General features: G+C 63.5%; 19 protein-coding genes and 2 pseudogenes. 13 read left to right on the forward strand and 8 right to left on the reverse strand.

The features are described 5' to 3' along the window. The first annotated feature begins 11 nt into the window (after window positions 1-11). The 6 genes from HWX55_RS19220 to HWX55_RS19245 all read left to right on the forward strand — a co-directional run bounded on the left by HWX55_RS19220 (window position 12) and on the right by HWX55_RS19245 (window position 5,640). Entirely contained in the window at window positions 12-1,130 is a 1,119-nt protein-coding gene (locus tag HWX55_RS19220; protein WP_175976878.1) for an acyl-CoA dehydrogenase family protein, read from the forward strand. Next, on the forward strand, window positions 1,127-1,720 hold the full coding sequence (locus tag HWX55_RS19225) for a GNAT family protein (RefSeq protein ID WP_175976879.1): 594 nt from the start codon (window positions 1,127-1,129) through the stop codon (window positions 1,718-1,720). The genes HWX55_RS19220 and HWX55_RS19225 overlap by 4 nt, the downstream gene beginning before the upstream one ends. Then, window positions 1,717-2,760: a 3-oxoacyl-ACP synthase gene (locus HWX55_RS36140; RefSeq protein WP_244140600.1), complete on the forward strand. Its 1,044-nt coding sequence runs from the start codon at window positions 1,717-1,719 to the stop codon at window positions 2,758-2,760. Before HWX55_RS19225 ends, HWX55_RS36140 begins: the two co-directional genes overlap by 4 nt. Then, window positions 2,754-3,683 carry a 3-oxoacyl-[acyl-carrier-protein] synthase III C-terminal domain-containing protein gene (locus HWX55_RS19235; protein ID WP_175976880.1) on the forward strand — a complete coding sequence of 310 codons (930 nt, stop codon included), beginning with the start codon at window positions 2,754-2,756 and terminating at the stop codon, window positions 3,681-3,683. The genes HWX55_RS36140 and HWX55_RS19235 overlap by 7 nt, the downstream gene beginning before the upstream one ends. A gap of 293 nt (window positions 3,684-3,976) precedes the next feature. Next, complete coding sequence (locus tag HWX55_RS19240; RefSeq protein ID WP_175976881.1) at window positions 3,977-4,765, forward strand: LuxR family transcriptional regulator; 789 nt, start codon at window positions 3,977-3,979, stop codon at window positions 4,763-4,765. Window positions 4,766-5,016: 251 nt separating this feature from the next. Continuing rightward, window positions 5,017-5,640 (forward strand): acyl-homoserine-lactone synthase, encoded by a 624-nt coding sequence (locus tag HWX55_RS19245; protein WP_175976882.1) that lies wholly within the window; start codon window positions 5,017-5,019, stop codon window positions 5,638-5,640. Window positions 5,641-5,784: 144 nt separating this feature from the next. Here HWX55_RS19245 and HWX55_RS19250 read toward each other — a convergent pair whose 3' ends face one another. Then, window positions 5,785-6,345, reverse strand: coding sequence for a hypothetical protein (locus HWX55_RS19250; RefSeq protein WP_175976883.1), 561 nt, complete (start codon window positions 6,343-6,345; stop codon window positions 5,785-5,787). Between the two features lie 332 nt (window positions 6,346-6,677). Here HWX55_RS19250 and HWX55_RS19255 point away from each other — a divergent pair, with 332 nt between their 5' ends. Then, window positions 6,678-6,980 (forward strand): H-NS histone family protein, encoded by a 303-nt coding sequence (locus HWX55_RS19255; protein WP_175976884.1) that lies wholly within the window; start codon window positions 6,678-6,680, stop codon window positions 6,978-6,980. Window positions 6,981-7,278: 298 nt separating this feature from the next. On the opposite strand, the pseudogene HWX55_RS19260 reads toward HWX55_RS19255, so the two are convergent. The 5 genes and pseudogenes from HWX55_RS19260 to HWX55_RS19280 all read right to left on the reverse strand — a co-directional run bounded on the left by HWX55_RS19260 (window position 7,279) and on the right by HWX55_RS19280 (window position 10,939). Next, window positions 7,279-7,935 (reverse strand): annotated as a pseudogene (locus tag HWX55_RS19260) (MarC family protein). A gap of 259 nt (window positions 7,936-8,194) precedes the next feature. After that, complete coding sequence (gene arsH / locus HWX55_RS19265; RefSeq protein ID WP_175976885.1) at window positions 8,195-8,917, reverse strand: arsenical resistance protein ArsH; 723 nt, start codon at window positions 8,915-8,917, stop codon at window positions 8,195-8,197. A gap of 38 nt (window positions 8,918-8,955) precedes the next feature. Then, window positions 8,956-10,011 carry an ACR3 family arsenite efflux transporter gene (arsB, locus tag HWX55_RS19270; RefSeq protein ID WP_175976886.1) on the reverse strand — a complete coding sequence of 352 codons (1,056 nt, stop codon included), beginning with the start codon at window positions 10,009-10,011 and terminating at the stop codon, window positions 8,956-8,958. A gap of 64 nt (window positions 10,012-10,075) precedes the next feature. Further along, window positions 10,076-10,570 (reverse strand): arsenate reductase ArsC, encoded by a 495-nt coding sequence (locus tag HWX55_RS19275; RefSeq protein WP_175976887.1) that lies wholly within the window; start codon window positions 10,568-10,570, stop codon window positions 10,076-10,078. 21 nt (window positions 10,571-10,591) lie between these two features. Further along, a complete protein-coding gene (locus HWX55_RS19280) occupies window positions 10,592-10,939 on the reverse strand; it encodes a metalloregulator ArsR/SmtB family transcription factor (protein WP_175976888.1) in 348 nt (115 codons plus the stop codon). Between the two features lie 150 nt (window positions 10,940-11,089). Here HWX55_RS19280 and HWX55_RS19285 point away from each other — a divergent pair. Together HWX55_RS19285 and HWX55_RS19290 are read left to right on the forward strand one after the other, a co-directional pair. Beyond that, a pseudogene (locus HWX55_RS19285) lies at window positions 11,090-11,353 on the forward strand (XRE family transcriptional regulator); the annotation flags it as partial. A gap of 99 nt (window positions 11,354-11,452) precedes the next feature. Beyond that, the gene (locus HWX55_RS19290) at window positions 11,453-11,731 is read left to right on the forward strand and encodes a hypothetical protein (protein WP_175976889.1); all 279 of its coding nucleotides are present in this window, start codon (window positions 11,453-11,455) and stop codon (window positions 11,729-11,731) included. A 305-nt stretch (window positions 11,732-12,036) separates the two neighbouring features. Here the strand turns inward: HWX55_RS19290 and leuA are convergent, their stop codons facing one another. Further along, window positions 12,037-13,746, reverse strand: coding sequence for a 2-isopropylmalate synthase (leuA, locus tag HWX55_RS19295; protein ID WP_175976965.1), 1,710 nt, complete (start codon window positions 13,744-13,746; stop codon window positions 12,037-12,039). 963 nt (window positions 13,747-14,709) lie between these two features. On the opposite strand from leuA, the gene HWX55_RS19300 reads away from it, so the two are divergent. From HWX55_RS19300 to HWX55_RS19310, 3 genes are all read left to right on the forward strand, one after another. Then, entirely contained in the window at window positions 14,710-15,099 is a 390-nt protein-coding gene (locus tag HWX55_RS19300) for a fucose-binding lectin II (RefSeq protein WP_175976890.1), read from the forward strand. Window positions 15,100-15,222: 123 nt separating this feature from the next. Continuing rightward, a complete protein-coding gene (locus tag HWX55_RS19305; RefSeq protein WP_175976891.1) occupies window positions 15,223-16,044 on the forward strand; it encodes a fucose-binding lectin II in 822 nt (273 codons plus the stop codon). 166 nt (window positions 16,045-16,210) lie between these two features. Then, entirely contained in the window at window positions 16,211-16,945 is a 735-nt protein-coding gene (locus HWX55_RS19310) for a fucose-binding lectin II (protein WP_175976892.1), read from the forward strand. A 90-nt stretch (window positions 16,946-17,035) separates the two neighbouring features. Here HWX55_RS19310 and HWX55_RS19315 read toward each other — a convergent pair whose 3' ends face one another. After that, window positions 17,036-18,406, reverse strand: a complete 1,371-nt coding sequence (locus HWX55_RS19315) for a M23 family metallopeptidase (RefSeq protein WP_175976893.1) — start codon at window positions 18,404-18,406, stop codon at window positions 17,036-17,038. 280 nt (window positions 18,407-18,686) lie between these two features. On the opposite strand from HWX55_RS19315, the gene HWX55_RS19320 reads away from it, so the two are divergent. Beyond that, window positions 18,687-19,556 carry a mechanosensitive ion channel family protein gene (locus HWX55_RS19320; protein WP_175976894.1) on the forward strand — a complete coding sequence of 290 codons (870 nt, stop codon included), beginning with the start codon at window positions 18,687-18,689 and terminating at the stop codon, window positions 19,554-19,556. The last annotated feature ends 67 nt before the right edge of the window (window positions 19,557-19,623 follow it).

A 19,623-nucleotide genomic window follows, 5' to 3' on the forward strand; every position in this document is an offset into this window, starting at 1 on the left:
CGGAGAGAGCCATGATGCGCAACCCTATACCGTCATCGTCCGATCTGGTGCCGCCCACATGGACCGTATCTGACGATCAGCGCGCACTCGTCACCGCCTGCCAACGCTTCGCTCGAGACCAGCTCGAGCCTTTGCTCGCTGCCCCGCCGTCGCAAGCGGGCTGGCGCGATATCGTCACACATGCAAGCTCGCTGGATCTGGGAACCATGATTTTGCCGACGTCCCTGGGTGGTATGGCCATCGGCCAGCACGATCTGTGCGGCATTGTAAGTACGTTGGCCTGTGGCCCGATTGAACGCGCCGCACAACTCACTCAGAGCATTCCGGCACTTATGACGCTGCGCGCATACGACATGCTCGACGCGCTCGCGCCTCATCCCATCGGTGACTACTTTAACGGCACGTGCGCGGTCGCGCTTACGGTGCCAGATTTTCACGCCGCCACGCTCTGGCATCTGCACGATCAAGATTGCGCGCCCGTTGCACCACTGATGCTCACACCGCACGCCCGCGGTCTCGCCCTCATCGACTCGGCCCATGGGGACGCTCACGCATGCCGCCGCTGCCTCGTTGTGCTTGGCGCTCTTTCTCTCGAGCAATGGCGCTGCAACGGCACACTGTGCGCCGCCCCACTCGCCTCGATCGATCAGTGTGGCGCGCAAAATGATTCTCCGTCGCAAACATGGCTCACCAACATCGCCCTGTACGTGTCGGCCTTGCTCAGCGGTGCCATGCAGCACGACGTTGCGTTTGCACTGCGCTACGGAGCCGAGCGACGCGCATTTCGCAAGCCGATCATGCTGCATCAACGCGTGGCCACCCGGCTGGCCGACATGCTCATTGCAACGCAAGGCACGCATCTCTTCTTGCGTGCGCTCACGCTTGCCGAGCCGAACATATCAACCGCGCTCGTGCGACAGCTGGTCCGTCACATTGCAGCCGAATCCATGGAGCTCACCCATGAGCTTGTTCAATTTTGCGGCGCACACGGCTATGTCTCAGGGTTGCCGCCCGCTGCGCGCCTGACGACATGTCACTGGTTCGCGATGTTGCTCATGCGTGTCGATACGGCGCTCGCTCAGCTCACGGCTCCACATACGTTCGACTCAACCGCTGGCGCATCGGCATGAATGCGCACCAATACTCCCACCATCGCCACTTGTGCGAACGCCATTGGGCCAGATCCGCGACGTCGCCACATGAGTGCTGGCTGCGCGAGGCAAATCGCGACGATATGCGCGATATCGCCGATTGGCTTGCGCGTCCGGCCATTGCGCAGTGGTTTGACTTCGGGCTCGGTCGACAATCGCTTTCCTTACTGGCGGTCCAGGCGATGGCGCAAAGTGATCGACATCGGCTACGCGTATTTGGCGTACGCGGCACGGACCGCCCAAGCGGACTGGTCGCGATCAGCGATGTTACTCACCGGTTTGGTCTCGGCTCCTTCTGGGTGCTGCGCGACCCCACGCGCGCCGCATGCGCGAACATGACGCTCGTAGCTTCGAGACAGGTGCTTCGAGAAGGTTTCGAGTGTGATCAACTGCATTGCATTGGTGCGTGGGCGGCGCAACGCAATATTCGATCACAGCGACTGCTCGCACGTTTGGGGTTTCGCCTCATCGGTTTGCAACGCGACTGCCATGTCATCGACGGCCAACGCATGGGGCGTCTGCTCTACGACCTGCTCCCGCGCGATCTAAGCTACCCGACGCCAATATGATGCTCCCGATCGTCACCGCACTGTGCTCCTATGTGCCGCCCGTCATGACGCTCGACGAACAGGTATCGGTCATGGAGCCCACCGCGACGAGGCCGCTTACCGGCTGGGATGCATGGATGGCCTTGTGGCGTACCGAATGCACACCGTTCGGGCCGACAGCAGTGCCTCGTATCGGTCCGGGGGATAGGTCCCTGCGTGCGCCGGTCGCCCACACCACCGATCTGTCTGGGCTTGCGGCATGCGTCACGCGGGCGATCTGTGGCGCTCGGCCTCGCGCTGTCGCGCCGGTTGACGTCATCATTTTTTGCCACTGCAGTGTTGACGAACATATCTCCACAACAACCGCGGGGCGTCTGGCAAGCGTCGTAGGCGCCCCGGACAGCCCATGTTTTTCGTTCTCGATTTCGCAGCAGGGCAGCACTGCCCCATTCACGGCCTTACGACTGGCGCAGGACCTGTTCGTCGCCGAACGCGACCTACATACGATCCTGATTGTTGCCGCAGAGAAGTGGGTGGCACCGTTTTCTCGCCACACTGGAACGGGCCCACTGCAAGGGGACGCAGCCGCGGCCCTCCTTCTGGAACGCTTTGATGCGAGCACGCGCGGCTTGCATCTCATCGACGCACAAACCCATCCTTGTCCGGCACCAAGCGGCGACTCGTCAAATCACCACGCGCATCCTGACTCACATCACCTTCAAACGATGCTGCAATGGATCGCCGCGCTGCTCGCAAAACACGCGATTGCCCCGTGCGACGTCACCGCCGTCGGACAAGGCCACACGTGCGCGCTTGCAGCCGCACTGCAGCAGGAACTGGGCATCGCCTCGCTTACAGGCGTGCGCACGCACGATGCGAATCTCGGTGCAGCGGATTCGATCGAACAATTGACGAGCATGGCCCAGACGCATACCTTCCCGTCACAAGGCACCCTTTTGCTGTGGAATATCGCCCCGTGCGGCTATGTAGGTTGCGCGCTACTCGACGCACATAGTGCGCCTGTGCTCGCGCGCTCCCTTGGCGCGAACTCCTCATGGTAGACACCTCAATCGGCATCCCGTGTGTGGCTTACCATCTTCCGGAACATGTCGACTGCGTTCGCCACTGGGCACGTCGCACCGGTCAATCCGAGACTGTGGTGGCAAAGCTCGAGCAGGCCGGCGTACGCAATTTTCACGTGGCACGCGGGCAAAGTTCCTTCAGCCTCGCGATTCAAGCGGTCGACTCGCTGCTGCGCAATGCATCAATCGCCCGCGAGTCAATCGACTGCCTGGTCTACACTCATACGCTGCAGGGCAGCATCGCCCCACCGCCGGTATCTTTGCCGCGGCAGCTATGCGAGTATTTTCGCCTTGTCGGCATCCCGTCGTTCTCGTTTGCCCAGCAACACTGTGCGTCCTCGCTCGGTGCGTTGCGCATCATTCGTGCAATGTTCATCGCCCATCCCGCCGTCCGTCGTGTACTGCTCGTCGGGGCGGACGTGATGCCTATGGAAACCGAACGCGCGATGGGCGCGTCAGGGCTGCTCGGCGACGGCGCATTCGCCGCGTTGATCGAGCGGCAGGCGCGCACCAATCGCCTCGTCGCACTGGCCACGCATGCGAGCGGTCGCGGCTGGCGCGGAATGCTAGGACAGGCCGAAGCGAGTTTCCTTGCGCAGTACCAGCTTGTCGCGCGAAAGCTCATCACGCAAGTCGCCCAGGATGCACACATTGCGCTCACCGAGCTCGATCGCATCTTGCCGCCTCATCTGAATCAGCCTGTGTGGCGGCGTCTCGTCCAATCGATGGGGCTGCCACCCGAACGCCTTTTCGCGCACAATTTTTCCCGTATCGCACACGTTACCGTAAGCGATCCGTTTATCAACCTGGTCGACTGTGGCGCAATCGCGCAAGGCGCCCCCGTGGTGCTCTATGCGCAGGGCGTAGGGGGATTTTCAGCTGCCGCATTGCTGATTCATTAGATGCGCACACTCCACACCCGATCGGCTCCGGAAGCCCATGGCCTCATACCATGCAACTGCGCATCGACGTGATATACGCGAGCGTGCGGGTCAATGTATCAAAACATTACATTTTTATGGCTGTGATATGACTGCAAGCGACTACACTTGCTTTTTGCATGGCGCATCGAGCGGCCAGTAGCAGAACACGCGCCAGCGCAATCGCCATGCACTGTACTACTTCAAACCCAAACGACGCACGCACGGCCATCGCGCCGTGTGCCAGTGCGCGAAGTTCCTGCGAGAGGGCCCCAGTGGATCGAGTCTGTCAACGCGGCGCGGGTAACCCGCCCACCGTACCGCTGCCTTTAACATCAAGCCTGGCCAGCCGATGGACGCCGCTGGCCACTGCCTTTGTCAATACCGTGGACCTGTCGTCTTTGCTGAAGTTGTTCGGTGACGTGTCCGCTTCGTTGGGCTTCCCGCGCTTTGCCATCAGCCGAGTCTCACGAAGACGCACGGGAAACGGCCGGGCGATGGCGGTCGAGACGCTTTGCGCACGCTATCCGGATCATTGGGTCGCCCATTACGCGCAACGAGACTACGGTCCGGTCGATCCGGTCCATCGAATGGCGTTTGCCCGTGCCACACCCTATCGATGGGCCGACATCAGAGGCTTGAATCGCATCGAGCAACGCGTGCTCGGTGAGGCACGCGACGCGGGATTAACCAGTGGCGTGAGTATCCCGCTTCGCGAGACCAACGGCGACATCCTGCTAGTGAATCTCGCCAGTCCGTCACCGGAGATCAAGACAGAAGTCCACATGCGGCTCGCGAGCTTAATAGGCGCGCTCTTTCACCAAGAGCCCCATCGATTGATGAAGCCCCATCGGCCTGAGCCAGCGCTTGAACTCTCCCCGCGCCAACAAGAGTGCCTTGCGTGGGTTGCCCGGGGTAAATCGTCATGGGCGATCGCCGCCATCGTCGGCATATCGCCCCATACCGTTGATTACCACATCGCCGAAGCAATGAAGATTTTGGGCATCAACAGTCGAACCGCGGCAGCTGTGCATGCCGTCACAACCGGCTTGATCCAGGTGTAAGCGGCAGGAGGACCGTCTGCGGCAGTTCCTGCTGCCCGCCCCACCATCGACCGGCCTCATTGTGGACGCGTGGCGCCATCAGCACATTCGGGCTTACCTGCGCGTGCCCGCACAATCTCATGCATCGCGAGGGCGACTCGCGACCGGCGTCCTGTCAACTTCATTGGCGTCGCACCTCCCCACCTAACTAGTTCCCCTCACCTCACGCGCTCGATAGCGTGGCATCGGCTATTTTGTGTGAGGGGAAAATCGTGCCATCCATCTTCGCTGGCAGTTTCGACGACATGCCAACCATGATGCATCGACGCCTCGGCGTGTTCCGATACGACGTGTTCGTAGGTCGACTGGGTTGGCAGTTACCCGGAGCGGACGCGACCAGCCTGACCGAATGGGATCAATTTGATCACGGTCGTACGATTCACGTTGTCGCGGTCGATCAGGCTCAGCACATTTGCGGGTGTGCTCGGTTGATACCGACCACACAGCCGTATTTGCTCCAGACACTGTGCGCACCTTCAGCGGCTCTGCACTTGCCATGCGCGCCAACGGTCTGGGAGCTGTCGCGGTTTGCCGCCCGCTGCGGGGCAAACCCAACCATGCGCGCACCAACTGGAATGCAGCTGTTTCCATCGATTCTCGCAATCGCCGCGTCACTGGGCGCAACATGCGTCATCGGTGCCATGACACGCGCCGTGGCACGGCTTTACCAGCGTTGCGGTCTGGCGCTCCAACTCGTCAACACTGTCGAAACCGCAGGTCGTCCAGCCTACCTGACCGGTGCAATCGAGATCACCCGATCGACGTTCACGAACCTGGGGTGTGACGCTCACGAGCTTTTGGCTGCAGTGACATGGTTCGGCGCCCGTCACACGTGAGCGGCACTTTCGATGTCAGTACCTCCACCCCATACCAGCGGCCGTTGATCAAAGCCGCTGGACGGCGCCGAACACCGTTTCTAACCAGAAACTGATGCGGCCGCGCCGTGTCCGGTTTGAACGCGCCCGCCGGGCGCGAACCCGCTACACGCGTGCGCCTGAGCGATGATGTCGGCGATCGGCATCTTTCACCCAGTCCGGCCGAATCGCAGATGCATATGCCTGAGCACTGCGCGACGCTTCGCCATTGGTCTGAGCAGAAAACCCAAGGCGCTCGTCGATGGCGCGCGCCACGGTCGACGATTTGGGCAGGCGTCGAGGATCACAATCGGCCCAAAACGTGAACATGCTCTCGAACAACACATGCAAGATCGTGGTCGTATAAGGCAATTCGACCGTGACAAGCTTGCCGGGTGAATCAGCTCGAGGGGGTAAACCAATCATAGGAATGACAGTGTCGCCTATGCCCGTGCACATCGCCTGGAGCTCGCGTTGCAAGCGCGTCTCGGCATCGCAACGGCTGACGGAAGAACTGACAATTGCCCGGGTCAGGTCAGCCAGTTCCCGGGTTTTCAGTTCAAGGCGGTTGTGCAATTGACCAACTTCCTGTTCTGCTCGCCGCACGCGCGCCTGCAGCGCCGAGCATTCGTCGTGCGGCAGCGAACACCGCTCGTTCGTATAGTCAGCCTTCTCGGGGCATTTCATGCGTCCACCTCTTCACGACCATGATCACCTTGGCACTGAGCCGCAACGGGATCAACCTACTCAAAAGCGGGAACACCGTGCGCAAAAACCAGCTCAATCGCTACGCAATCGATTTGCAATGTCGCCGCATATCGTTCGCCGGTCCGCCAATGCAGTGTTTGTTGCAGAACGACGCATCGTCAACTACGAGACTATGGAGGTCAGAAGCGTGAGGTTTTCCGCGACAATTCATTCGAACGCACGCACCCTCGCTTTCGCGAGCCGGTTTAATCGGTCGTACGAGCCGATTTTTTCCGATTGCGACGCGAGATCATCCGATAGGAGTCGATTCGATGCCAACGTATCTCGAATTGAAGGCGAAAGCTGAACAGCTCAGACAACAAGCAGAACAGGCCCGCCTGGCTGAGCTTGACATCGTTCTCGCGGAAATTCGCGCGCGTGTGGCGGAATACGCGGTGACTCCCGAGCAGATCTTCGGGCCTCGGCGCAGCGCATCCGCCACGCAAGTCGGACAAGGTCGTATCCCGGCCCGGTATCGCGATCCCAAAACAGGTGCGACGTGGAGTGGCCGCGGCCGCGAACCCGGCTGGATCAAGGGGAAAAAACGCGAACGGTTCCTGATCGAACAGGCCTAGAGGGGCACCGCGTGGCGTTCCCTCCGGTCTCATGTCGTGCGCGCAGGGGGCGTCAGTTGCACCGAGCGGGCACAGCGCACAACGTCTAGGGACTACGCTCGACGAGCATTGCCACGGCCCGGTGCAAATCTGCGAGGCACATGCGTTAAAGACGGGGAACGGCACCGATAGGCTGAGCAGCCGGCGAGACGCTCCATTGCGTCAACCTTGATGGTTTCCGGCGCATCCCTATAAAAAGGGCACGATCTAAGATCGGGGCCGGCTTATGAGACGTGCAATCGCCGCTGCCGGGGATCCGTCACTGCGCCTGCCCGCCGAGCATCTGCACGAACGCGGCCAATCCCGTCAGCATGATCTGCACGCCCACACACAGCAGCAGGAACGCGAACACGCGCATTGCGACCTTCGTCCCTTCGCTGCCCAGATATCGGGCGCGCGTCGTCGCGCGGTTGTAGATCTGCCAGATCGCGAACGCGACGAGCGCCACGACCGCCACCGGCACAACACCCGAGAACAGATAGTCGCTCGCCGTATGCGCACGATTGGCATGCAGCGCGATGCCGGCCGCGATCAAGCCGGGGCCGCTCGTCAGCGACACCGTCAACGGAAAGAACGCGCGGGACATCAGCTTCTGCAGATCGTCACAGTGCATAGCAACGTCGCCGCCGGCCGGTACGTCCGGTGCATTCAGCATCGACCAGCCAGCCACCGCCACTGCGAAGCCGCCGCCGATCCGCAGCGCCTCCATCTAGATCCCGAAGAAGTTCAGCACCGGCGCGCCGACGAAGAAGATCGCGAGCAGCGTGAAGAACACGTTCGTCGCGAGTTGCTTCGACAGCACCGCGCGTTCGGCTTCGGTCAGCGATTGCGTGCGTTCGAGAAACACGAACGCCATGCCGAACGGGTTGATGATGCCGATCAGGCCCGTGAAGCCGAACAGGATTCCAGGGATCAGGGGGCGAGCTGCATCTCGATCGTGCTCTCCGGTAGCGAACGGGAATAAAAAAGCGGCCAGTCGAGCTGACCGGCCGCGAAGAGGAGATATCTCCGTGATCCGGCACGCGTTCGCGTACCGGGCCGCAGCAACTCGATTGTCGGGAATGTGAATCGGGAAGGGAATCAGTCGAGTCTGATTCTGCGGCCGCGATGACGAATCGTCGCCCATACGGACGCGCGCGGATGCAACCCGATGACATCGCCCCCCGGGTGCATCCTCAGATGCTGCGCTGATTAACCCGCCGCGACAGCGCGTCAGCGCTTTCCTTCCGCTCGCTATACCGATCGACCAGATACGGGCCGACGTCGCGCGTCAGTAACGTGAACTTCACCAGTTCCTCCATCACGTCCACGACACGATCGAAATACGCGGACGGCTTCATCCTCCCCGCTTCGTCGAATTCCATGAACGCCTTGGCCACCGACGACTGGTTCGGGATAGTCAGCATGCGCATCCAGCGCCCGAGCACGCGCATCTGGTTCACCGCGTTGAACGACTGCGAGCCGCCGCTCACCTGCATCACCGCGAGCGTCTTGCCCTGCGTCGGCCGCACGGCGCCGACCGACAGCGGAATCCAGTCGATCTGCGCCTTCATGATCCCGGTCATCGCGCCGTGCCGTTCCGGCGAACACCACACCATCCCTTCCGACCACATCACGAGCTCACGCAGCTCGACCACTTTCGGGTGGCTCTCCGGCGCATCGTCGGGCAGCGGCAGGCCGCTCGGATTGAATACGCGCACTTCGGCACCCATCGCCGCGAGCAACCGTGCGGCTTCCTCGATCAATAGGCGGCTGAACGAACGCTCGCGCAGCGAGCCGTACAGCAGCAGGAACCGCGGCGGATGTGTCAACGGCGCCGCAGGCCGCAGTTGCACGACGTCCGGCACACGGAACAGCGTGGCGTCGAGTTGCGGCAGGTCGTTCAGGGAGTCGGTCATGGGTCGATGGTCTCGTGATCTCAAGCCCGGCACTCGTATCAGCCCTTCGACCGGTTGACGATGCGCACGACCAGCAGCATCACCGGCACCTCGATCAGCACGCCGACGACGGTGGCCAGCGCTGCGCCGGAATGAAAACCGAACAGGCTGATCGCGGCAGCGACCGCCAGTTCGAAAAAGTTGGATGCGCCGATCAGCGCCGACGGGCACGCGATATCGTGCTTTTCGCCGACCGCGCGATTGAGCCAGTACGCGAGCGCCGAATTGAAGAACACCTGGATCAGGATCGGCACCGCGAGCAGCGCGATCACTAGCGGCTGCTTCAGGATCGCTTCGCCCTGGAACGCGAACAGCAGCACGAGCGTGGCCAGCAGCGCGGCGATCGACCACGGACCGATCCTGGCCATCGCGGCATCGAACGCCGCCGGTCCGTTCGCGAGCAACCGCTTGCGCAGGATCTGCGCGACGATCACCGGCATAACGATGTAGAGCACGACCGACGTGAGCAGCGTCGCCCACGGCACCGCGATGGCCGACATTCCCAGCAGCAGGCCGACCAGCGGTGCGAACGCGATCACCATGATGCTGTCGTTCAGCGCGACCTGCGACAGCGTGAACAGCGGATCGCCGCCCGTGAGCCGGCTCCACACGAACACCATCGCCGTGCACGGCGCGGCCGCCAGCAGGATCAGCCCGGCGATATAGCTGTCGAGCTGTGCCGCCGGCAGCAGCGGTGCAAACAGATGGCGGATGAACAGCCAGCCAAGGAACGCCATCGAGAACGGCTTGACGAGCCAGTTCACGACGAGCGTGACGCCGATGCCTTTGACGTGCCGACGCACTTCATGCAACGCGCCGAAGTCGACCTTGACGAGCATCGGGATGATCATCACCCAGATCAGCAGCCCGACCGGCAGGTTGACCTGCGCATACGCGATCCGGCCGATCGCCTGAAACAGGCTCGGCAGCGCCTGGCCGAGCGCAATACCCGCGACGATGCACAGCGCCACCCAGACGGTCAGATAGCGCTCGAAGAAGTTGATGGCAGGTTTCGCGGCGGCCGTACCGGGCGGCGTGATGTTGGACGTATTCATCGACGAAGGTCGGTCTTGAAGTCGTGGGCGGCCGCGCGTTTCGCACACATCGCGCTGTGCGCGATCAGTGTTGGGCAATCTCGATCAGCGCCGCGTGAAGTGCGTCGTCGCTCATGCGATCGAGCGGCAGCGCCAGCAACTGCAGCATCCGATAGCCGATCGCCTGGCGTGTCAGTTCGAAGGCGAGACGCTTGCCTTCGTCGCCGCCTGTCGCGTTCGACGGATCGGCGTAGCCCCAATGCACTTTGACCGGGCTGCCGGGCCAGTACGGGCACGTCTCGGCGGCCGCGCTGTCGCACACCGTGATGACGACGCGCATTTCCGGCGCACCGTCGCCGACGAATTCGTCCCAGCTTTTGCTGCGATAGCCGCTGGCGTCGACGCCGGCGTGCGTCAGCGCTTCCAGCGCGAACGGATTCAGACGGCCGCTCGGCGCGCTGCCGGCGCTGTAGGCACGCACATCTTGGCCGAGCTTCGCGGCCCAGTGATTGAGCATGCCTTCCGCCAGCACGCTGCGCGCGGAGTTGTGGGTGCAGAGGATCAGGACATTCGTGGTCATGGGCGGGCGCGCGAATGCGCGTCAGGATTGACGGGGACGGTCGATCTTGGCGGAAGGCGGGCAGCCGGACACCGGCGAGCACGGATTGCCGCCGCAACAGTTTTCCGTGAGATAGCCGAGCAGCCCGTTCATCGTGTCGAAGTTCGCGCAATAGAACACGAAGCGACCGTCCTGGTGGCTCGTCACGAGCTGCGCGTGCGCCAGCTCTTTCAGGTGAAAAGACAGCGACGACGGCGGCACGGCGAGCAGCGTCGCGATCTGGCCGGCCGGCATGCCTTGCGGCCCGGCCTGCACGAGCGCGCGAAACACCGCGAGGCGGGATTCATGCGCGAGCGCCGCGAGTGCGGCAATGGTTTCGTTCGTTTCCATATTTCGATAATAGTCGAAATATGGAAACGGTGGAAGCGACGCTGATGCACGCCGTCGCAGGGACGGTCCTCCGTCGAGAGGAGACGAGGCGCGTAACGGCAGCCAGTCAGTGGGGCATCAACCCCACCGACAACGTGCGACGACCTCGACCACTACGATGTCGGTGAACTGACGGCCAAGTCCGTTCTCGTACTGAAGCTCGGTGCGACGATGGCGTCACGCGGCCTGACCCAAGAAGAGGCTGCGGCCCCCTCCGAAATGGCCCGGCCGGTAGTCACCCCCGAGCAGCGCGAGCGACTCCGGAACGTGACGCTGGACCAACTGATGCTGCTGGCGTCGTTCGGCCAGCACGTGGAGATCGTGGTGAGGCCGGCGAGTGGGTCTCGGCTGGCGAGGATCACGGTTTCGGTCTGACGGGCTGACCAAAGGCCTGCCGCTACGGGCTTCACGTCCGGCGTCGCTGCTTCAGCCGGACGCAGACTGAAATGCGACTACCCGACACACTTGTCTGCAATGGACGGAAAAGAAACGAACCGCAACGGTCAACGCGATGGACAATGGACCGATTCGAACCGAGGCCGATTACGAGACGCACTGAAGGCGGTATCCGCGCTTGCGGAGCTTGACGCCGCGCCAGAGACACAACAAGGTATCGAACTGGAAATGCTGGTGATTCGGGTCGAGCACTCTGGGGCAAAGCTCTTTCCGATAGAAGAATTGCGTGGCGGCCGGAAGCGCCTCGGCGTTCCCATAAGGCAGCGTTCGGAGCGGGTGCTATCAAACATGGCATGACGACGGCCGGGCCCAATGGCCGCCACCGAAGCGGCTCCGGCGCCACAGCGATCAATTTAACGTGGCGGATTGTTACAGCTAATCAGATCAGGCTGATTCGGGGAACCACCTTGACCATGTCCATGCGGCTTTGATTGCATACCCGTTTTTTTTCGGAACAACGGCATGCGTATCAAAAGAGAATATCTTGACTCTCATTTGGGTAAAGTAATCGACAAAGAAAAACCGCAGCCCTCAGTGCCATGCCGTGCCGCAGCAATATCAGCGAAAAGCCGCACCGGAGAATCCCGGCGCGGCCGCCTCCCTTACGCAACCGCCTTCGCCGCCTGCACCACGTCAAAGAACGTCGCCTGCACCGCAGCGTCCGCACGCGCATACGCGCGATTCACGCCGCTGATCACCGCACGAATCGACGCGGTCGTCAGGTTCGCATCGACACCGACGCCGAACGCACTGCCGCGCACACCGGTGCCGGCCAGCTCTGCGATCGCGATCGCCTTCGCATCGGCGCCCTGCGACAGCGCACGTTCCTCGTAATGCTGGATGCGCAGCGGCGAGTGCAACGCATGCATCAGCGCGTCGAGCGGGCCGTTGCCCTCGCCGCGCAGCACGCGGCGCTCGCCGTGCACATCGGCGGTCAACACGATCGACTCGCGGCCGTCGCGCTCGGTCAACTCGTGCCCGACATAACGCAGCGGCGTATCGCTTTCGACGTATTCCTGCTGGAACAGCGACCAGATCTGCGCGCTCGTCACCTCGTGGCCGCTATCGTCGGTCAGGCGCTGCACGGCCGCGCTGAAATCGACCTGCATGCGGCGCGGCAGCGCGACGCCGTAGCCCTGTTCGAGCAGGTACGCGATACCGCCCTTGCCCGACTGGCTATTCACGCGAATGATCGAATCGTACGTGCGGCCAAGGTCGTTCGGATCGATCGGCAGGTACGGCATTTCCCATACCGCGTCGGCACGCTGGACCGCGAAGCCCTTCTTGATCGCGTCCTGGTGCGAGCCGGAGAACGCGGTGAACACGAGGTCGCCGACATACGGATGGCGCGGGTGAATCGGCAACTGCGTGCATTCCTCGGCCGTGCGCGCGACTTCGTTGATCTGCGAGAAATCGAGGCCCGGGTCGACGCCCTGCGTGTACAGGTTCAGCGCGAGCGTCACGAGATCGACGTTACCGGTGCGTTCGCCGTTGCCGAACAGGCAGCCTTCGATGCGGTCCGCGCCGGCCATCACCGCGAGTTCGGCCGCCGCGACCGCGGTGCCGCGATCGTTGTGCGGGTGGACGGACAGGATCAGCGAATCGCGGCGTGCGAGGTTCCGGTGCATCCATTCGATCTGGTCCGCATAGTAATTCGGCGTGCCGATTTCCACCGTGGCCGGCAGGTTCACGATCGACTTGCGCTCGGGCGTCGGCTGCCACACGTCGAACACCGCGTCGCAGACTTCCTTCGCGAAATCGAGTTCGGTGGCCGTAAACGTTTCCGGGCTGTACTGCAGCGTGAATTGCGTGTCGGTCGCCGCATCGGCGCACCGCTTGATCGTGCGCGCCGCGCTCACCGCCAGTTGCTTCACGCCGTCGCGATCGAGGCCGAACACGATCTTGCGAAATTCCGGCGCGGTCGCGTTGTACAGGTGCACGATCGCGCGCTTCGCGCCGCGCAGCGATGCGAAGGTGCGCTCGATCAGGTCGTCGCGCGCCTGCGTCAGTACTTCGATCGTCACGTCGTCGGGAATGTGGCCGCCTTCGATCAGCTCGCGGACGAAGTTGAAATCGGTTTCGGACGCGGACGGGAACGCGACCTCGATCTCCTTGAAGCCGATTGCGACCAGCGTCTTGAACATCCGCATCTTGCGCGCGGCGTCCATCGGTTCGAACAGCGCCTGGTTGCCGTCGCGCAGGTCGGTGCTCATCCAGATCGGCGCCTGCGTGATCGTGCGCGACGGCCACGTGCGGTCGGGCAGGTTGACGGGCGTGAACGGTCGGTATTTCGTCGCGGGGTTCTTCAGCATCATGATGTTCGGTCCTCGGTGTGTTTGTCGGTGAAGCGCGGCGCGGCGGCCATCGGCGTCAGGAGCCGGCTACGCGCGCAGCGGAAAAAACGGCAAGAAAGCGGCACAACGGCAAAGCGGTACGACGAACGACAGCCTTGACGGTTGAGCGACCGGGACGGAGCGGAGTGATGACGGAAGAAAGACGAACTCAGGCGCCGGTCGACAACCGGGGCCAGGTCGGTGATGCGGGGAAAATCTGGCGCTTCAGGAACGAAGCAGATGGAAAGCGCGCAGCCGCAGACCCAGCCCGGAGAAGCGGGCTAGTAGTCGTAGCGAGAAGAGGAACTGAGCGGCGTGCATGGCCGGCATCAAATCACAGGGCGACCTCGGCTGTCAACCGGGAGACGGGTGCACTTCCGTCCCGCCCGATCCCACGATACGCGCGCTGGCGCAGAATCAGTCCCGTCCGATAGGCGACGGCGTCCGTCGTCGATATGCTTCACGGGTGCGGCGCCGGTGAGGCCCTATTCATGTTCGGAGTGAGTCGGTCCATCCTCTTCGCCGGTCGCCGCACACCCCTCCCTTGCGATCAGGCTTCGGTGTGGGCGTTCGACGGTGGCCGGTGGGCGCGGCCACGACCGAGATGTCGATGTTGAAACGAAACGCTGCCATATGCGAACGCCGAGCGTCTGCTCCGAAGTCCGATTGCCGCCCGCCTCTCTCGCTTCGTGTTGCGCGCCCGCGCATCATTCAGGAAACCGATACACGCGTCGATATTATTTCCCGAATATATCGAAACCCACTTCATTAAGCACATTTCATTAAATCGATTATCGCTGCTTTTCGATTTACTGAACAATAACCATTCCATCCCGAATATTTTTTTATTTATTTTTCGCCATGCTTTGTACGTCGCGTTTCAAACGGCAAACGTTTGCGCGACAAGGCTCACGCCTTACCAATAACCATCTGGAGGCAAGCATGGCCGACTCTCAAACGTCATCCAACCGCGCCGGCGAGTTTTCGATTCCGCCGAATACCGATTTCCGCGCGATTTTCTTCGCGAATGCAGCCGAGCAACAGCACATCAAGCTGTTTATCGGCGACAGCCAGGAACCCGCCGCGTATCACAAGCTGACGACACGCGACGGCCCGCGCGAAGCCACGCTGAATTCCGGCAACGGCAAGATCCGTTTCGAAGTAACGGTGAACGGCAAGAAGTCGGCGACTGACGCGCGCCTCGCGCCGATCACCGGCAAGAAATCGGACGGCTCGCCGTTCACGGTCAACTTCGGGATCGTCGTGTCGGAAGACGGCCACGACAGCGACTACAACGACGGGATCGTCGTGCTCCAGTGGCCGATCGGCTGACCTGACGCGCGATCGACGCTCGACCGCTGCCGGCCGTCTCCGTGGCGGCCGGCGGGTTTCGTCCGCGTTCCGCGGACCCTCACGCCGCCGTCCAGAAAAACCGCCTCATCACCGGAGACATCCATGCCGCTCCTTTCCGCTTCAATCGTCAGCGCGCCCGTCGCGACGTCGGAGCGTTACGTCGATATCCCGGGCCTGTATATCGACATCGCGAAGGCCGGAATTCGCGATGGGAAACTGCAGGTCACCCTCAACGTGCCGACGCCTTACGCGACCGGCAACAACTTCCCCGGCATCTATTTCGCGATCGCGACCGACAAGGGCGTCGTCGCGGACGGTTGCTTCACCTATTCGTCGAAGGTGCCCGAAAGCACCGGACGCATGCCGTTCACGCTCGTCGCGACGATCGACGTCGGCAGCGGCGTCACGTTCGTGAAGGGCCAGTGGAAAAGCGTGCGCGGCAGCGCGATGCATATCGATTCGTACGCGAGCCTGTCCGCGATCGGGGAGACGGCCGCGCCATCGTCGTCGCAAGGCGGCGGTAATCACGGCGCCGAAACCGGTGACGGCGGATCGGGCAACATCGGCGGCGGCGGCGAACGCGACGGCACGTTCAATCTCCCGCCGAACATCAAGTTCGGCGTCACCGCGCTCACCAACGCGGCGAACGACCAGACGATCGACATCTACATCGACGACGACCCGAAACCCGCCGCGACGTTCAAGGGCGCCGGCGTGCAGGACCAGAACCTCGGCACGAAGGTGCTCGACTCCGGCAAGGGGCGCGTGCGCGTGATCGTGATGGCGAACGGCAGGCCGTCGCGGCTCGGCTCGCGGCAGGTCGACATTTTCAAGAAGTCGTACTTCGGGATCGTCGGGTCGGAAGACGGCGCCGACGACGATTACAACGACGGCATCGTGTTCCTGAACTGGCCGCTCGGCTGAGCGGCGGCGGTCACGAAACAACGCAATGGTAAAGGTCCCACCTCGCATTGCGAATCGTTCGAGCAGTCATTTGCAGTTCCACGTTCCACGCTCAGCGCCGCGCGCGGCCGGTGAAATCCGTTCACCGGCCGCACGGCGCGAGACTTTCCATCAAGACGAGGACGACATGTCACAACCCTTTACCCACGACGACCTGTACGCGCTGCTGCAACTCGCGGGCAACGACGCCACCGCCGTGCAGGCCAACGGCGATCAGGCCGTGCTCGACCGGATGCGTCAGTTCATGACCACGCAGCTCGTCGAGAAACTGCCGCAGTACGACGTGTTCGTCGATATCGCGACGATCCCGTACAGCTTCGACGTCGGCAGCTGGCAGAACAAGGTGAAAACCGATGCGGCCGGGCAAGTCGTCGCGTGCACGGTGACGTGGGCCGGCGCGCCGGGCGTGTTGCCCGGCGCCGCGGCGAAGTTCGGTGTCGGCGCGGTGGTCAACTACTTCTCGAAAGCGACGCCGCAACCCGTGCAGCCGGAACCCGTGCCGACCGGCGGCGGCGAACGCGACGGCGTCTTCAGCCTGCCGCCGAACATCGCCTTCGGCGTGACCGCGCTGGTCAATTCGTCCGCGCAGCAGACGATCGAGGTCTTCGTCGACGACAACCCGAAACCGGCCGCGACGTTCCAGGGCGCCGGCACGCAGGACGCGAACCTGAACACGCAGATCGTGAACTCGGGCAAGGGGAAGGTGCGCGTGGTCGTGACGGCGAACGGCAAGCCGTCGAAGATCGGCTCGCGTCAGGTCGACATCTTCAAGAAGACCTACTTCGGGCTGGTCGGATCGGAAGATGGCGGCGACGGCGACTACAACGACGGCATCGCGATCCTGAACTGGCCGCTGGGTTGAGCCGCGGCCGCCTGACAAGCGTCGCCACGCCGCCCGGCGTGGCGATTTGCCGGTGTGCCTCGGCCCTGCGCAAGCGCAGGCGCGCACCGATCAACCCGCGTGCGGCGCGACAGCTTTCGACATCGCCACCGGCTGTGCGAACGTGGCCGACGCGAGCTGGATGCGCGCATCACGCGCCACCCGGTTGAACGCCACGCGCTGCTCGCCCTTCAGTTTCGCCACGTTGGCTGCCTGCACGAGTTCGATCGGATCGACGAGGCGGGCATGCCGGCGCACCTCGAAGTGCAGATGCGGGCCGGTCGCCGTGCCCGTGCTGCCGACCGCGCCGACGCGTTGACCGCGCATGACGCGCGCGCCGGTTCGCAGCGTCGGCTCGAACGCCGACAGATGCGCGTAGTACGACGCATAGCCGCCGTCATGGCGAATCACCACGTACTTGCCGTAGCCGCTCGGCTCGGTGCCGATGAACGTCACGACGCCGCGCTCCGACGCATGAACGGCGCGGCCTGCCGGCGCCGCAAGATCGACGCCCGAATGCACGTGACGCGCACCGCTCACCGGATGCACGCGCGCGCCGAATGGCGAGCTGATGCGCGTCGCCGCGACCGGCATCGCGAAGCGCGCGCCGGCGAGCGGCATGCCGTCGAGTTCGTAGTAGGCGCCCGGCGAGCCGGCCTGCGGCGCGAACCACACGGCCGCGACATGCTGCCCGCGAAAGCGGACGTCGAGCGCCGTCACGCGCACGCGGCCCGGCCGCGCGGCGTCGTGGTCGGGCTCGAATGCCACGCGGAAAGTATCGCCATGTGCGCCGCGCTGCTTCGGATCGACGCGCCCGGCCAGCATGCGGCCGATCTGCGTGGCGACGCCGGGCGGCAAATCGGCGCGCGCCAGCGACGCATGCAGGCTGCCGACGATCGCGCCGGCGCGCGTGCCGCGATCCGGCTGCGCGAGCGTGAACGGCTCGGCGGATGCCAGATCGACCGGCCCTCGCGCGAGCGCCGGCAGCGCGCCCGTCGCGGGCAGCGCCGACGCCAGCCCGTAATGGAACCGCGACGCATAGCCGCGTTCGACCGCATCGCGCGCGGTCTCGCACAGCACGCGATACGCGACGCAGGCGCCGAAGTGCGCCACCGGATCGCCGCGCCCGGCGTCGATCGACACGTTCAACGCGTGCGACACGTACGCGACGTCGAGCGGAGCGGACGATGCATGCAGGCCGCCCCACGTCGTACGCGCGGCATTGAAGAAAGGCACGTCGTCAAGGTCGGTGGTTTCCGCCGTCGCGGGCGCGGCTAGCACGGCGTCGTGAAACGCCTGCGCTGCCGCGCCCTGTGCGCCGGCCACGCAGGCCGCCGCGACGATGCCGTGCAGTAACGCACGGCCAATCGGGAAACGGTGAACGCCGCGGGGCGCGGGTCGACCTTGCTCGCGTGCGACACGGAAACGCAGGTCTGACCGCATGACGTCGTCACTCGCTATTCAATGAAAAATCGGGAAAGAACCGGGCCTCGCGGAGGAACGATCGTCGCGATCCGGCTACTCGAAAGCGAGTGTATCGGCGTGGTCGAAACGGCTAAATAGGACATGTCTTATTTTCTTGAAAAGCCGCTTAATACTCGTACTAAATCAACGCAGCCGGGACGCCACGCATTCGCGCGAACCCCGCGCTGCCGTGTACAGTCGAGGGCTGCCGGCGCGCGATACGCGCCGCGCACTGTGTGTTCAAAACCGGAATCCCGTCATGTTTCTCGATCATCTTCATCCGGAACGCTGGACGTTCCTGTGGAACGCGTTGTCCACCCTCTCCCTCAAGCTGTCCGCCGGCCTGGCGCTGCTCGTCGCCGGCTGGTGGCTGTCGAAACGCGTCGGCAACTGGCTGAACCGGCTGCTCTCGAACAAGGAGCGCGTCGACGACACGCTGCGGCCGATCCTCTGCGACGTCGCGGTGTGGGGCATCCGCATCGTCGCGATCGTCGGCGCGCTGTCGCAGCTCGGCATCGAAACCGCGAGCATCGTCGCGGTGCTCGGCGCGGCCGGCCTCGCGATCGGGCTCGCGCTGCAAGGCACGATGCAGAACATCGCGGCCGGCATCATGCTTCTGCTGCTGCGGCCGTTCAAGGTCGGCGACTACATCGACGGCGGCTCGGGCGTCGCGGGCACCGTCGACGAGGTCGGGCTCTTCATGACGCGCCTCACGAAGCCGGACGGCATCTGCGAGTACGTGCCGAACAGCGCGCTGTGGGGCAGCGCGATCCGCAACTACACGCGCAACCCGACGCGCCGCCTCGATCTCGAAGTGGAAGTGTCCGTGCACGACGATATCGAGCGCGCGCTCGACGCACTGCGTGCGCTGGCCGCGGCCGATCCCGACGTGCTGCAGGACCCCGCGCCGGACGTGATGGTGATGCGCTTCGACGACAGCACGGCCGTCGCGAACATGCGCGTGTGGACGCATACCGACACGTTCTGGGCGATGCGCTGGCGCCTCGCGCGCCAGGTCCGCAAGACGCTCGCCGAGGCGGACTGCACGCTGCCTATCCGTACGCGGGAATTGCATATCGTGCACGACGCGGAGCGCCGCGCCGGCGATGCGCGCGTGCGGGTTTCGTAAGGCAGCGGGGCGCAGCGCGCCCCGGCTGCGGCATCACAACCTGACGATATCGAGCAGCGCCTTCCGC

The sequence above is a fragment of the Burkholderia sp. BCC1047 genome (genome assembly GCF_902833155.1).
GTDB classification, from domain to species: Bacteria; Pseudomonadota; Gammaproteobacteria; order Burkholderiales; family Burkholderiaceae; genus Burkholderia; species Burkholderia sola.